This is a genomic window from Cellulomonas humilata, from assembly GCF_030814415.1.
GTDB classification, from domain to species: Bacteria; Actinomycetota; Actinomycetes; order Actinomycetales; family Cellulomonadaceae; genus Cellulomonas; species Cellulomonas humilata_A.
Genome location: NZ_JAUSVB010000001.1, coordinates 314,531 through 328,872, shown reverse-complemented (window position 1 = coordinate 328,872; position 14,342 = coordinate 314,531). Strand labels below are relative to the sequence as shown.

Below are 14,342 nucleotides of genomic sequence, written 5' to 3'. Positions count from 1 at the left end.
TGACGCGGGTCGAGCCCGATTGTGCCGCGGGTCTGCCGCGGGGGCGACGCCCTGTACGTCATCCGGGGGATTGTCGCTGTCACGACGGGTGATATCTGTGTCTTTGCACCGATCGCGCCCGAGATGTCCTTTATCGTCCGTTATCAGGAGCCGTCCCCCCGGCTCAGTACTCGGCGAGAGCAGCCCCACGGGACTGCCGCAGCTGGAGCTGGACCCCATCACCCGGAGCGCCCCATGAGTCCCCGTCTCGTTCCCCGTCGTCTCGTCGGGCTCATCGCCGCGCTCGCCACCGGAGCCTCCCTGGTGATCGTCGCCGCGACTCCCGGTACTGCTGCCGATCCGTGCGTCGCCGGGGGCAACCCCGTCGTCTGCGAGAACTCGAAGGCCGGCACCGACCCTGACGTGTGGGACATCGACGGGGCCGGCGACGAGGGGATCCAGGGGTTCGCCACCGACATCTCGGTGAACGTGGGCAGCACCGTCCAGTTCAAGATCAAGACCACCGCGGTGAACTACGACATCGACATCTACCGGACCGGGTGGTACGGCGGCGACGGCGCACGGTTCATCACGTCGGTGCCCTCGCCGTCCGTCCGCCAGAACCAGCCGGGGTGCGTCTCCGACGACGACACCGGCAACTACGACTGCGGGAACTGGGCGGTCTCGGCCAGCTGGGCCGTGCCGGCGACCGCGGTGTCCGGGGTCTACCTCGCCAAGCTGACTGACCCCGTGACCGACGACACGAGCCACATCACGTTCGTCGTGCGCAACGACGCGAGCACGTCCGCCGTGGTGTTCCAGACCGCCGACACGACGTGGCACGCGTACAACACGTACGGCGGCTCGAGCTTCTACCAGGGCGGCGCCGTCGGGCGCGCCTACAAGCTCAGCTACAACCGGCCGTTCGCCACGCGCAACTGGGAGCAGGGCCGCGACTTCTACTTCAGCTCCGAGTACGCGATGGTGCGCTTCCTGGAGCGCAACGGGTACGACGTGAGCTACATGGCCGGCGTCGACTCGGACCGCCGCGGCGCGCTCATCAAGAACCACAAGGTCTTCCTGTCGGTCGGCCACGACGAGTACTGGTCGGGCACGCAGCGGGCGAACATCGAGGCCGCCCGTGACGCCGGCGTGAACCTCGCGTTCTTCAGCGGGAACGAGGCGTACTGGCGTACCCGCTACGAGAGCTCGATCGCGGGGACCGCGACGGCATACCGGACGCTCACGTCGTACAAGGAGACGTGGTCGAACCAGAAGGTCGACACGAGCTCGCCCGAGTGGACCGGCACGTGGCGCGACCCGCGCTTCTCGTCGCCGGCCAACGGCGGTGGTCGTCCCGAGAACGCCCTGACCGGCACGATGTACACCTCGAACTTCTCGGACCTGCCCGTGACCGTCTCCTCGGACGAGGGCAAGTACCGGCTCTGGCGCAACACGTCGCTGACCTCCCTCACCTCGGGGACGAAGGTCGCGCTCGCGCCGCACACCATCGGCTACGAGTCGAACGAAGACGTCGACAACGGGGCGCGGCCACAGGGCCTCGTCCGGTTGTCGACGACCACCGGCCAGGTCCCGCAGTATCTGCAGGACTTCGGCAACGTGGTCGCAGCGGGCACGACGACGCACCACCTCACGCTGTACCGGGCTCCCAGCGGCGCGCTGGTGTTCTCGGCCGGATCGATCCAGTGGGCGTGGGGCCTCGACCAGGAGCACGACGGCGACGGTGCCGCCGCCGACGTGCGCATGCAGCAGGCCACGGTGAACCTGCTCGCGGACATGAAGGCGCAGCCGGGGACCCTGATGACCGGCCTCGTCGCGGCGATCGCCACGGCGGACACCACCGGCCCCGTGGCCACCATCAGCTCGCCCGCGTCCGGTGCGGCGATCGCCAACGGCACGACGGTGACCGTCAGTGGCGTGGCGACCGACGTCGGTGGGCGCGTGGCAGGCGTCGAGGTCTCCACCGACGGTGCGTCGTGGCACCCGGCGGTGGGCACGACCGCGTGGAGCTACACCTACGTGCAGTCCGGGCTCGGGTCGGCGCCGGTGCGGGTCCGCGCCGTCGACGACAGCGCCAACATCGGCGCGATCGCCACCAGGTCGTTCACCGTGGCGTGCCCGTGCTCGATCTACGGGTCGACGGTCCCGAAGATCCCCGCCGCGAACGACCCTGGCGCGGTCGAGCTGGGCCTGAAGTTCTCCTCGACCAGCGACGGGTTCGTCACCGGGGTGCGCTTCTACAAGGGCTCCGGGAACACCGGGACGCACGTCGGCTCGCTGTGGAGCTCCACCGGCGCGCGCCTGTCGACCGCGACCTTCCAGAACGAGTCGGCGGCCGGCTGGCAGACCGCGACGTTGTCGCCGGCGGTCCAGGTCACGGCCGGGACGACGTACGTCGTGTCGTACACGGCTCCCGCAGGGAACTACGCCCTCCAGGACGACGCGTTCTGGTACAGGGGCGTGTCCGCGCCGCCGCTCCAGGTCGCGGGCGGTTTCGGCGCCTCGGGGGCGGGCACGTTCGGCGCACCCGGCACGTTCCCGGCGGAGAGCTTCCGCTCGACTCAGTACTACGTCGATGTCGTCTTCTCGTCCGTCGACACCACACCCCTGACGATCAGCGGCCAGTCGCCCATCGGCGGCTCCACCAGCGTGCCCGTCGGCTCACCGGTCAGCGTGGTGCTGTCCAAGGCGGTCACCGCCGGCTCGGTCGCGATGACGCTCACGACACAGGGCGGGGCGGCAGTGGCTGGCACGACGAGCTACGACGCGACCACCCAGCGGGCCACGTTCACCGCGTCGGCCGCGCTCACCCCGTCGACCGCGTACACGGCGTCGATCAGCGCGTCGGCCAACGGGTCCGGCATCTCCGGCCCGGCGACGTGGTCGTTCACCACGGCCGCGCCCCCACAGGTGCCGGGCGCCCGCACGGTCAGCTTCTACGACGACTCCGCCGTGCCCGCCACGCTCCAGGACCCGGACACGGACGCCGTGACCCTCGGGACCCGGTTCGCCAGCAGCGTCGACGGAACCGTCACGGGCGTCCGCTTCTACAAGGGGCCGAACAACACCGGCACCCACGTGGGGCAGCTCTGGGCCGTCGGCGGCACCCAGCCGCTCGCGCAGGCGACGTTCGGCACCGAGAGCACGTCCGGCTGGCAGACCGTCTCGTTCGCGACGCCGGTGCGCATCACCAAGGACACCGAGTACATCGTCGCCTACCGCGCACCGGTCGGCCGGTACTCCTCGACGGCCGGAGCGTTCTCGGGGACGGGTCTCCAGCGTGCCCCGCTGCGCACCGAGTCGCTGAGCGGCGCCTACACGTACAGCACGGGCTATCCGGGGTCGACCAGCTCGACCAGCTACCTGGTGGACGTCGTGTTCACGCAGGACGCGACGGCGCTGGCGGTCTCCGCGCAGTCGCCGGCGCCGGCCGACCCGGGGGCGTCAACCACGGCCCCGGTCACGGTGACGTTCAACGCCCCGCTCGCTGCCGGCGCCACGCTGGGCCTCACGACAGGCGGCGCGACCGTCGCGGGCACCGCGACACGGTCGCCCGACGGGCGGACCCTCGTCTACACCCCGGCGGCTGCGCTCGCGCGGTCGACGACCTACACGGCGACGGCGAGCGGACTGGTCTCGACCGACGGCAGCACCTTGGCGGCGGTGGTCTGGTCGTTCACGACGGCGGGCTCCGACAACTGCCCCTGCACGCTCTTCAGCGGGCTCACACCTGCGAGCGCCTCGGTGAACGACTCGTCCGCGGTCGAGCTCGGTGCGTCCTTCAGCCCCACGGCATGGGGCCTCGTGACCGGAGTCCGCTTCTACAAGGGTCCGGGCAACACGGGGACACACACGGGATCGCTGTGGAGCTCGAGCGGTGAGCTGCTGCGCACGGTGACATTCACCGGCGAGTCGGCGTCGGGCTGGCAGACAGCGATGTTCTCAAGCCCGTACCAGGTGGCTCCCGGCACCAGCTACGTCATCTCGTACCACGCCCCCCTGGGGCACTACTCGGCGACGTCGAACGACTTCACGGTCAACCGGACCGTGGGACCGCTGGCGACGCCGGCCGTCGGGAACGGCCGGTACCGCTACGGCGCCGGCGGCGTCGCACCGACAGACACGTGGCAGCAGACCAACTACTTCGTCGACGTCGTGTTCTCGACGGCGACCCCGGACCTGCCCACCGTCTCGGCGCAGGCGCCCCCGGCAGGCGCGGCGGGCGTCTCCACGTCCGCCACCGTGGCAGCGACACTCTCGGTCGCACCGGCTTCGGGCACACCGTCCTTGGCGCTGTTGGGACCGTTCGGGTCGATCGCAGGGGCCAGCGCCTACGACCCCGCGACGCGACGAGTGACGTTCACACCGGACTCCGCCCTTCCGGCGGGCAGCTCGATCTCGGTCACGACGAGCCTCTCCGGCACACCGCTGCTCGGAGGAGCCTGGACGTTCACGACCGCGGCCGCGACCGGTGCGTCGGTGTCGCTCTGGACGGATGCCGAGGTCCCGACGGTCGCCGCGTGGAACGATCCTGACCCCGTCATGGTGGGCACGCGGTTCACCGCGAGCGTGCCCGGCGCCGTCACGGCCATCCGGTTCTACAAGGGCGCGACCAACACCGGCACGCACACCGTCAGCCTCTGGGACGCATCAGGCACCAAGGTGGCGGAGGCGCTCTCGACGGCGGAGTCCGCCTCCGGTTGGCAGACGGTGCCCCTGGCCGAACCGGCGGTGCTCGTGCCGGGACAGGTGTACACGGCGGCCAACCACTCCACGACGGGCCGCTACGCGGTGACGTCGAACGGGCTCGCCGCGGTCCGCACGGTCGGCCCGCTGTCCACGATCGCCACCGGCGGTGCGTACGTGTACGGGACGACGTTCCCGGCGTCCTCGACGCCCACGTTCTTCGGGGTGGACCTCGTGTTCGCGCCCGCGGGCTAGCTCTTCCGGACCAGCCCGTGGCCGCCTGGCGGTCGTCCTCCGACCCGGCGGCCACGGGTCTCTCTGCGCCGGGTGCCGCCGTTCGGGTGTTCACCCCGTCGTTGCTGGGTGAAAATGTCCGATATCTACGGACATGCCCCCTCGGGTTCGTGACACTGGAGCCCACCGAGACGTGAGGGGCATGACATGACCGACCAGCTGCGTGCGGCTGTGGTGGGGGCGGGCTACTGGGGACCCAACCTCGCCCGCAACTTCCGGAACAGCCCGGACTGGGATCTGGTCGCCGTGTGCGACCTGGACGCCGAGCGGGCCCGCAAGGTGGTCGGCGCGCGCTCCACCGTGGACGTCATGACGTCGGTGAGCGACCTCCTTGCCCGCGACGACGTCGACGCGGTCGCGATCGCGACGCCGGCCCGCACCCACGCCCCGATCGCGCTCGCGGCGCTCGAGGCCGGCAAGCACGTCGTCGTCGAGAAGCCGATCGCCGACCGTGGCGCGGGCGCCCGCACGATGGTGGCGCGTGCCGCCGAGCTTGACCGGGTCCTCATGGTCGACCACACGTTCTGCTACACGGCGCCGGTGCTGAAGATGCGCGAGCTGATCGCGGAGGGCCACCTGGGCGAGATCCTCTTCGTCGACTCGGTGCGGATCAACCTCGGGATCGTGCAGCCGGACGTCGACGTCTTCTGGGACCTCGCCCCGCACGACCTCTCGATCCTCGACTTCATCCTGCCGGGCGGCCTCGTGCCGTCGGGCGTGGCTGCCCAGGGTGCCGACCCGCTCGGCACCGGGCAGTCCTGCGTCGGGTATCTGACGCTGCCGCTGCCGGGCGGGGCGATCGCCCACGTGCACGTGAACTGGCTCAGCCCCACCAAGATCCGGCAGATGGTCGTCGGGGGCAGCAAGCGCACGCTCGTCTGGGACGACCTGTCGCCGCAGCAGCGACTGACCGTCTACGACCGTGGCGTCGAGCTCGGGCAGCCGCTGCCGGACAAGACGACCGCCAACATCTCCTACCGCCTCGGTGACGCCTGGGCCCCGGCCCTGCCGGAGAAGGAGGCGCTCGGCGTCATGGTCGCCGAGTTCGCGTCCGCCATCCGCGAGCGCCGTGCACCGCGCACGGACGGCCACGCCGGTCTGCGCGTGCTCGACGTCCTCGAGTCCGCATCTCTCAGCCTGAGCGACGGTGGTCGTCTGACCCCCGTCGCCTCGTCCGCACCTACGTTGGAGTCCGTCGTATGAGCACGCTTCAGGGGGCCCAGGTCCTCGTCACCGGCGGGGCCGGCACCATCGGCTCGACCATCGTCGACCAGCTCCTCGACGCAGGCGTGAGCAACGTCGTCGTCCTGGACAACCTGGTCCGCGGGCGTCGCGAGAACCTCGCCGACGCGCTCGCCACCGGCCGGGTTGAGCTCGTCGAGGGCGACCTCCGCGACCGCGACCTGGTGCACGACGTCACCCGCGGGAAGGATCTGGTGTTCCACCAGGCCGCGATCCGGATCACCCAGTGCGCCGAGGAACCGCGCCTCGCGCTCGAGGTCCTCGTGGACGGCACGTTCACGGTCCTCGAGGCCGCGGCGGAGCACAAGGTCGACAAGGTGATCGCCGCGTCCAGCGCGTCGGTGTACGGGCTGGCGGAGCAGTTCCCGACGGGGGAGCGGCACCACCACCACAACAACGACACGTTCTACGGCGCAGCCAAGTCGTTCAACGAGGGCATGGCCCGCAGCTTCCGGGCGATGTACGGGCTCGACTACGTGCTGCTGCGCTACTTCAACGTGTACGGCCCGCGCATGGACGTGCACGGCCTGTACACGGAGGTCCTCGTGCGCTGGATGGAGCGGATCGCCGACGGCCAGCCGCCCCTGATCTTCGGCGACGGTCTGCAGACGATGGACTTCGTCGTCACCACCGACATCGCCCGCGCCAACCTGCTGGCGGCGACGAGCGACGTCGTGGACGGCGTCTACAACATCGCGAGCGGCACGGAGACGAGCCTGCTCGGGCTGGCGCAGGCGCTGCTGCGGGCCATGGACTCCGACCTGTCCGTCGAGCACGGTCCGGACCGTGCGGTCAACGGCGTGACGCGCAGGCTCGCCGACACGTCGGCCGCGCGCATCGACCTGGGCTTCGAGGCGCAGATCGGCCTCGAGGAGGGTCTGCGGGAGCTCGTCGCCTGGTGGCGTCCCCTGCGCAGCGAGATCGCCGCTGGCCGCGCGCTGAGCACGGCGGGTGCACGCCAGTGAGCCGTGTCAACGTCATGCAACCGTGGTTCGGGCCGGAGGAGATCGCCGCGGTCAGCGAGGTCATCGCGTCCGGCTGGGTGGCGCAGGGTCCCCGGGTCGCCGCCTTCGAGGCCGCGTTCGCCGAGGCCATGCAGGTCGAGCACGCCGTCGCGGCGTCGTCCTGCACGACGGCGCTGCACCTGGCGCTGGTCGTCGCCGGCGTGCGGGCCGGGGACGACGTCGTCGTCCCGTCCTTCTCGTTCATCGCCACGTCGAACGCGCCCGTGTACGTGGGTGCGCGCCCCGTGTTCGCCGACGTCGACCCCGTGACCGGCAACCTCACCGCGGCGACGGTCGAGGCGGTGCTCACCGAGGCCACCCGCGCGGTCATCGTCGTGGACCAGGGCGGTGTCCCCGTGGACCTCGACGCGATCCGGGCCGTGACGGACCCCCGCGGGATCGTCGTGATCGAGGACGCGGCCTGCGGCGCGGGCTCGACCTACCGCGGCCGGCCCGTCGGTGCCGGCGCGGACGTCGCGGCGTGGTCGTTCCACCCGCGCAAGATCGTCACCACGGGCGAGGGCGGCATGCTCACGACGCCCCACGCCGAGTGGGCGGAGCGGGCGCGGCGCCTGCGCGAGCACGCGATGAGCGTGTCCGCCGCGGCCCGGCACGCCAGCGTGCTCGCGCCCCCGGAGGAGTACCTCGAGGTCGGCTACAACTACCGGATGACGGACCTGCAGGCCGCCGTCGGCATCGTCCAGCTGGGCCGGCTGCCGGAGGTGGTCGCCCGGCGTCGCCAGATCGCGGCGACCTACGCCAAGCAGATCGCCGAGCTCCCGGGCCTGCGCGCGGTGGCGGACCCGGACTGGGGCACGTCCAACTTCCAGTCGTTCTGGGTCGAGGTCGGGCCGGAGTTCCCCCTCGACCGCGACGGGCTGCTCGCGCACCTGGCCGACGGCGAGATCTCCGCGCGCCGCGGCATCATGGCGACGCACCGCCAGCCCGCCTACGCGGGCACGCCCCACGCGCCGCTGCCGGTCACGGAGCACCTCACCGACTCGACCCTGATCCTGCCCGTGTTCCACCAGATGTCGGAGTCCGAGCAGTCCCGGGTCATCGACGCGCTGCGTTCGGCGGGTGCGTGACGTGGCCACGCCGCTGATCCTGGTCGCCGCGAGCGGCCTGGCCCGCGAGGTGCTCGCACTCGTGCGGGCGCACGGCGGGCACGACGTCGTCGGTTTCCTGGACGACGACGTCGCGCGGCACGGCACCACGCTCGACGGCATCCCGGTGCTGGGCGGCCTGGATGCCGTGACGGACCACCCGGACGCCGAGCTGCTCGTCTGCGCAGGCAAGGGTGCGAGCCGCGAGCTGATCGTGGACCGCCTCGACGCGCTGGGCATCTTCCCGATCCGGTACGCGACGGTCGTGCACCCGGGCGTTGACGTCCCTGTGGGGTGCGAGGTCGGAGTCGGGTCGATCGTGCTGTCCGGGGTCGCGCTGACGACAGCCGTCACCGTCGGCTCGCACGTCGTCGTGATGCCGAACGCGACGCTCACGCACGACTGCGTGCTGCAGGACTTCAGCACGATCTGCGCGGGTGTGGCACTCGGCGGCGGCGTCGTCGTCGGCCGTGCCGCCTACCTGGGCATGAACGCCTCCGCGCGCGAGAACGTGCGCGTGGGGGAAGGGGCGACGCTCGGCATGGGCGCTGCGCTCCTGGTGGACCAGCCGGACGGCGAGACCTGGGTGGGGGTGCCCGCGCGACCGCTCGGCGTGCCCTCGGGGCTCGCCCGGCACCGTAACGACGGGTGGCCCGCGACCGCGGAGCTCGCCCAGCGCATCGACGAAGGAGCACGGGCATGACGACGATCCCGCTGGTGGACCTGGGGGCCCAGCAGGCCGAGATCGCCGAGGAGGTGCGCGCCGGTCTCGACGAGGTCTTCGCGACCACGGCGTTCGTCGGAGGTCCGGCTGTCGGCCGGTTCGAGGCCGCGTACGCAGCGTTCTCGCAGGTCACCTACTGCGTCGGCGTCGCCAACGGCACCGATGCCCTGGAGCTCGCCCTGCGGGCGGCAGGGGTGCGTCCGGGCGGCGAGGTGATCGTCCCGGCGAACACCTTCATCGCCACCGCGGAGGCGGCCTCCCGGATCGGCGCCGTCCCGGTGCCTGTCGACGTCGACCCCGTGCACCTGCTCATCGACCCCGCCGCGGTCCGCGCGGCCGTCGGTCCGCGCACCGAGGCGATCGTCCCTGTGCACCTCTTCGGCCAGGTCGCCCCCGTCGAGGAGATCGGCAAGATCGCCGCCGACGCCGGTGTCCCGATGATCGAGGACGCCGCCCAGTCGCAGGGTGCGCTCCGGCACGGCCGAGCCGCCGGCTCGTTCGGGCTGGCCGCGGGCACGAGCTTCTACCCGGGCAAGAACCTCGGGGCCGCCGGCGACGCCGGAGCGGTGACGACGTCCGACGCCGAGGTCGCCCGGACGGTGCGCGTGATCGCGGCCCACGGCTCGGCGCGCAAGTACGAGCACGAGACCATCGGCATGAACTCCCGGCTCGACACCGTCCAGGCCGTCGTGCTCGAGGCGAAGCTGCGCCGGCTCGCCGTGTGGAACGACGCCCGTCGCGCAGCCGCGGCCCGGTACGCCGAGCTGCTCAGCGGGATCGACGGCGTCGGCATCCCCGTGAGCGCTGCCGGCAACGAGGACGTCTGGCACCTGTACGTCGTCCAGGTCGACGAGCGCGACCGCGTCCTGCGCGAGCTCAACGAGGCGGGGATCGGCGCCGGCATCCACTACCCGACGCCGGTGCACCTCACGGGCGCCTACGCCGACCTCGCGCTGCGCGCGGGGGCGTTCCCCGTCGCCGAGACCGCCGCCGGCCGGATCCTGTCGCTGCCGATGTTCCCGCACCTGACGGCGGCGCAGCAGGAGCGGGTCGTGGACGTGCTGGCCGGGGCGGTCTGATGGCCGCCAGGCCCCGCGTGGTCCTCGTCCACCTCAACAGCCTCGAGCTCGGGGGGACGCAGATCAACGCGGTGGACCTGGCCGCCGCCGTGGTGCCGCTCGGGTTCGAGTCGCACCTGATCGGACCGGAGCCCACCGGCACGGGCGCCAGCCTGCTCGACGTCGCCGCCGAGCGCGGCGTCCGTGTCACCCCGTTCCGGGAGCCTCCGACGGCGCTCGCCTACAGTCGCGTGCTCCGGCAGCGGGCCGACCAGGTCGGCGCCGACCTGCTGCACGCCTACGGGACGTGGGGTGCCGCGCGCGCCTTCTACTGGGGGCCCAGCCGGTTCGCCCGTCGCCCGTGGGTCCAGACGATGTACGAGATGGAGCTCCATCACTCCGTCCACCGGCACCACCCGCTGATCGTCGGGACGGAGTACCTGCTCGAGGAGTGCGAGAACCGCCCCGGGCCGACCGTGCTGATCAGCCCGCCGGTCGACATGCTCCGGGACCGGCCCCGGCCCGCCGACGCGCCCCCCAACGAGCACGTGACGCTCGTCATCGTGTCCCGGCTCGAGGAGGACATGAAGTCGGTCCCCGTCGAGGCAGCGATCGGTGCGGTCCGGCAGCTGACGGACCACGACCTCGTCCTGGAGATCGTCGGGACGGGTGCCGCGGAGCCGCGGCTGCGCATCCTGGGCGAGAAGGCGAACGCCGACCTGGGCCGCGAGGCGGTGCGGTTCCTCGGGGCGATGTCCGACCCCCGGCCTGCGTACTCCCGCGCTGACATCGTCCTCGGCATGGGCGGGTCGGCCGCCCGCGGGCTCGCGCACGGCAAGCCGCTCGTGGTGCAGGGGGAGAGCGGCTTCAGCGCCGTGCTCGAGCCTGACAACGCCGCGCTGCTGGCGCGCAGCAGCTACTGGAGCCCGGACCATGTGAGCCAGCCGGAGGCGCTCCTGGCTCGGAACCTGCTGACGCTCGTCGACGACGAGGACCGTCGTCGACGGCTCGGTGAGTTCAGCCGGACGTTCGCCGAGCAGCGCTTCGGCCTGACCGCGATGGCGGAGAAGCTGGTCGCCGTCTACGAGACCGCGCTGACGTCGTACACGGCCCGCTCGTGGTGGTCCGACCTCCCGGTCGAGGCCCGCCGTGTCCCGGACAAGCTCGTTCGCACCGTCCGGGGCCGCTGACCGGCCCAGTTCACGAGGCCGGGTCGTGTGCTCGGTCGGCTCAGGAGGTCGCGATGTCGGCTCAGGAGGTCGCGATCCGGGAGAACCGCTGCAGACGGCCCCGCACCGACGCCGGCAGAGGCGCGAGCGCGAGGGCGTCTGCGTAGGTGTCCCTCAGCACCAGGCGCAGGAGCAGCAGGTGGGTCGCCAGGACCGTGACGCCGATGAGCGCGGCCCGCAGGACCAGCGGGCCGGGCACCAGCGCCAGGACGAGCAGACCGGCACCACCCGAGACGAGCGCGCACACCGCCACCGACCCGAACGACCGGGCGAGCTCACCGACGGTCGTACCGATCTCCTTGGAGACCAGGACCCAGCGCGCGGCGGTCGCGGCCACGGCGACCCCGACGAACGCCCAGGCGACGGCGGTGAGGCCCTGGGAGACCACGAGCGCGGTCGCCGCCACCGTGATGACGTCGGTGATCGTGGCGTACACGAACCACTTGCCGGCGCGGCCGAGCGCGTAGAACAGACCGTGGTCGAGCAAGGCGCCGATCGTCAGGATGCCTGCCACAGCGAGGCCGCGGGTCACGGGCACGCTCTGCTCCCACTGGTTCCCGAACAGGAGCGGGATGACGACGGGCGCGGCGACCGCGACGAAGACGAGCACCGGCGTCACGGCGCCGTAGGTCAGCGAGGACGCACGCCGGTACGCGGCCCGGAGGCGGTCCGGCATGTCGCGCACCCGAGCCAGCACGACCACGGACACCGGAGCGACCGCGGAGCCGCCCAGCTCCTGGGCCACCTGCACCAGACGCTGCGCGATGGTCAGGTACCCGAGCGCGGCCGTGCCCAGCGAGACCGCGATGATCGCCGTCTCCGCCCAGTTCCGGAGGACCGCGACCAGCTCGACGCCGACGACCTTGTAGCCGAACCGCGCCATCGTGCCGAACTCGCTCCGGGAGAACGACAGCGTGGGCCGCCAGCCGGCGGCGATCCAGGCTGCGGTCGTGGTGACGAGCGTCGTCGTGATCGCCTGCGCGACGAGCGCCCACACGCCGCCGCCGGCCAGGGCGATCACGACGGCGACCACCTGGGCGAGTGCGGCGGCGGCCGTGCCCTGGATGGCGAGCCTGCGGAACGCCATCCGCCGCCGCAGCAGCGCGGTCGGCACGGCTGCGACCACGACGAGGGGCACCGAGGCGAGCAGGACGCGCAGGACGGGGCCGGCGGTGGGCGCGTCAAGGACGTCCACCACCAGCGGCACGCACGCGAACAGCACCCCGCCGATCGCGAAGGCCGCCACGAGGGAGAACCAGAACCCGGTGCTCAGCATGCGCTCGTCCGGGTCGTCGGCCTGCACGAGGTACGTGGACAGACCGAGGTCGGACAGCAGCAGGACGAAGGGGATGACGGCCGCGGCCACAGCGACCACACCGAACTCCTCGGGCGTGACCATGCGGGCCAGGACGGCGATCGTCGCCAGGCCGGAGAGGCGGACGATCCACTTCTGCGCGGTCAGCCAGGCTGCTCCGTGCGCGGCCGCGCGGCCCAGGCCGGTCGACGGCTCCTCGGAGCTCCCGGGCGGGTCGCCCTCGGGGGCGGGCGTCGCGACCTGTCCCTGGTCCGCCGTCATCGGCCCACCCGACCGTGCGGGATGGCGTCGGTGCGTCGGGCGACCGCGGCGCGGACCACGGCCGCATGCCCCGCGACCATGGTGGCGAAGCTGTCGTCGGCGGGCGGCCCGGACCGACCCTGCGCGCGGACGGTCTGCGCGACGTGAGTCACCGCAGCCGCGATCGCCGCCGCGTTCGACTGACGTGACGCCCGGCGCCGGGCGGCCGCGGCACGCCCGTCGGTCACCTCGGCGGCCGCACCGCTGGCGTTGCTGACCAGCGTCGACCCTGGGGCGGCGCGCGCCACGAGCTCGGCTGCGCCACCCGCCTCACTGATGACGAGGGGCAGCCCGGCGGACACCGCCTCCGTCGCCGCCAGGGGCCATCCCTCGAAGAACGAGTTGAGGACGAACGCGTCGGCAGCGCACAGCAGGGTCGCGGCGTCCGAGGTGCCGAGCAGGTGCACGCGGTCGCCGTCCGGGTGGCTGCACCGGATCGCGTCCGCGCGGCGGTACTCCAGCCAGTCCGACGGGTCGCCGGCCACCACCAGGTGCGCGCGCGAGGTCCTGCCCGCCGCCAGGAACGAGGCGACGGTCCCGGCGATGTTCTTCTGCGCGTCGTACCGGGCCAGGCACGCGAACACGACCTCGCCGGTCAGCGACGTGCCGAGCGTGCGTTCCAGCTCGGCGCGGGCGGCGGACCGGACCTGGTCGGTCGCGGCGGGCAGCGGCATGGCCCCGTTGGCGACGACGACGATCTTCTCGCCCGCGCTCGCGGGCACACGCTCGACGTGGAACTGGCGGACCAGCGCGCTGACGGCGATCACGGAGTCGGCCCGGTCGAACAGCTCGGCGGTGCTCCGCCACTTCTCCGGCGAGTAGTGGATCTCCGTGTTGTGCAGGACAGGCACCAGTGGCGCGCCGGTGCCGACGGCCGCCGCGACCAGGTGGTCCGGCGCGCTGTGCACCTGGACGACGTCGAGCCGCGCCGACACCAGGGCCTGCATCGCCGACTGCTCGTCGGCGGCCACCACCACCTCGATCCCGAGCTCACGGAGCCGGGCGGTGCGCTGTCCCTCCTGCGGGCAGACGACGACGGGCTCGATCCCTTCCGATGCCAGGCCCTCGGCCAGCATCTCGATGACGCGTCCGATCCCGCCGATGTCGAGGGAGTCCGCGACGAGCCCGCAGCGCAGGTCCGGCTCACGCACCGTGGCACCGGTCGCGAGCGGGTGGAAGGCCGCACCGGGGACCGCGGGCAACGAGGCGAGCGGACGCCGCAGGACCGCACGGGTGAGCGGGTGCACGTACCCGTAGCGCAGACCGGGCGACGTAAGGTCGACCAGGCCGACCGTGACTCCCAGCGCACCGGCGGAGACGCGCGCGGCCGCTCGTGCGGTGGCGCCGACCCGACGCGGAGACGACTCGTCGACCGACATCACAC

General features: G+C 72.4%; 9 protein-coding genes. 7 read left to right on the top strand and 2 right to left on the bottom strand.

Features of this window, described 5'->3' with window-relative positions; all coding sequences use genetic code 11:
• The first annotated feature begins 234 nt into the window (after positions 1-234).
• The 7 genes from J2X26_RS01425 (at position 235) to J2X26_RS01395 (ending at position 11,304) form a co-directional block, all read left to right on the top strand.
• A complete protein-coding gene (locus J2X26_RS01425) occupies positions 235-4,941 on the top strand; it encodes a DUF4082 domain-containing protein (RefSeq protein ID WP_307489185.1) in 4,707 nt (1,568 codons plus the stop codon).
• A 186-nt stretch (positions 4,942-5,127) separates the two neighbouring features.
• Positions 5,128-6,183: a Gfo/Idh/MocA family protein gene (locus tag J2X26_RS01420; RefSeq protein ID WP_307489183.1), complete on the top strand. Its 1,056-nt coding sequence runs from the start codon at positions 5,128-5,130 to the stop codon at positions 6,181-6,183.
• Entirely contained in the window at positions 6,180-7,187 is a 1,008-nt protein-coding gene (locus tag J2X26_RS01415; protein ID WP_307489181.1) for an NAD-dependent epimerase/dehydratase family protein, read from the top strand. Before J2X26_RS01420 ends, J2X26_RS01415 begins: the two co-directional genes overlap by 4 nt.
• A gap of 14 nt (positions 7,188-7,201) precedes the next feature.
• Positions 7,202-8,314 (top strand): DegT/DnrJ/EryC1/StrS family aminotransferase, encoded by a 1,113-nt coding sequence (locus J2X26_RS01410; protein WP_307490681.1) that lies wholly within the window; start codon positions 7,202-7,204, stop codon positions 8,312-8,314.
• Position 8,315: 1 nt separating this feature from the next.
• Positions 8,316-9,035, top strand: coding sequence for a NeuD/PglB/VioB family sugar acetyltransferase (locus tag J2X26_RS01405; RefSeq protein WP_307489179.1), 720 nt, complete (start codon positions 8,316-8,318; stop codon positions 9,033-9,035).
• On the top strand, positions 9,032-10,135 hold the full coding sequence (locus J2X26_RS01400; protein WP_307489178.1) for a DegT/DnrJ/EryC1/StrS family aminotransferase: 1,104 nt from the start codon (positions 9,032-9,034) through the stop codon (positions 10,133-10,135). Before J2X26_RS01405 ends, J2X26_RS01400 begins: the two co-directional genes overlap by 4 nt.
• Entirely contained in the window at positions 10,135-11,304 is a 1,170-nt protein-coding gene (locus J2X26_RS01395; RefSeq protein ID WP_307489176.1) for a glycosyltransferase family 4 protein, read from the top strand. The genes J2X26_RS01400 and J2X26_RS01395 overlap by 1 nt, the downstream gene beginning before the upstream one ends.
• 61 nt (positions 11,305-11,365) lie before the next feature.
• On the opposite strand, the gene J2X26_RS01390 is transcribed toward J2X26_RS01395, so the two are convergent.
• On the bottom strand, positions 11,366-12,919 hold the full coding sequence (locus tag J2X26_RS01390; protein WP_307489174.1) for an oligosaccharide flippase family protein: 1,554 nt from the start codon (positions 12,917-12,919) through the stop codon (positions 11,366-11,368).
• Complete coding sequence (locus J2X26_RS01385) at positions 12,916-14,337, bottom strand: glycosyltransferase family 4 protein (RefSeq protein WP_307489173.1); 1,422 nt, start codon at positions 14,335-14,337, stop codon at positions 12,916-12,918. Before J2X26_RS01385 ends, J2X26_RS01390 begins: the two co-directional genes overlap by 4 nt.
• Positions 14,338-14,342: the final 5 nt, after the last annotated feature.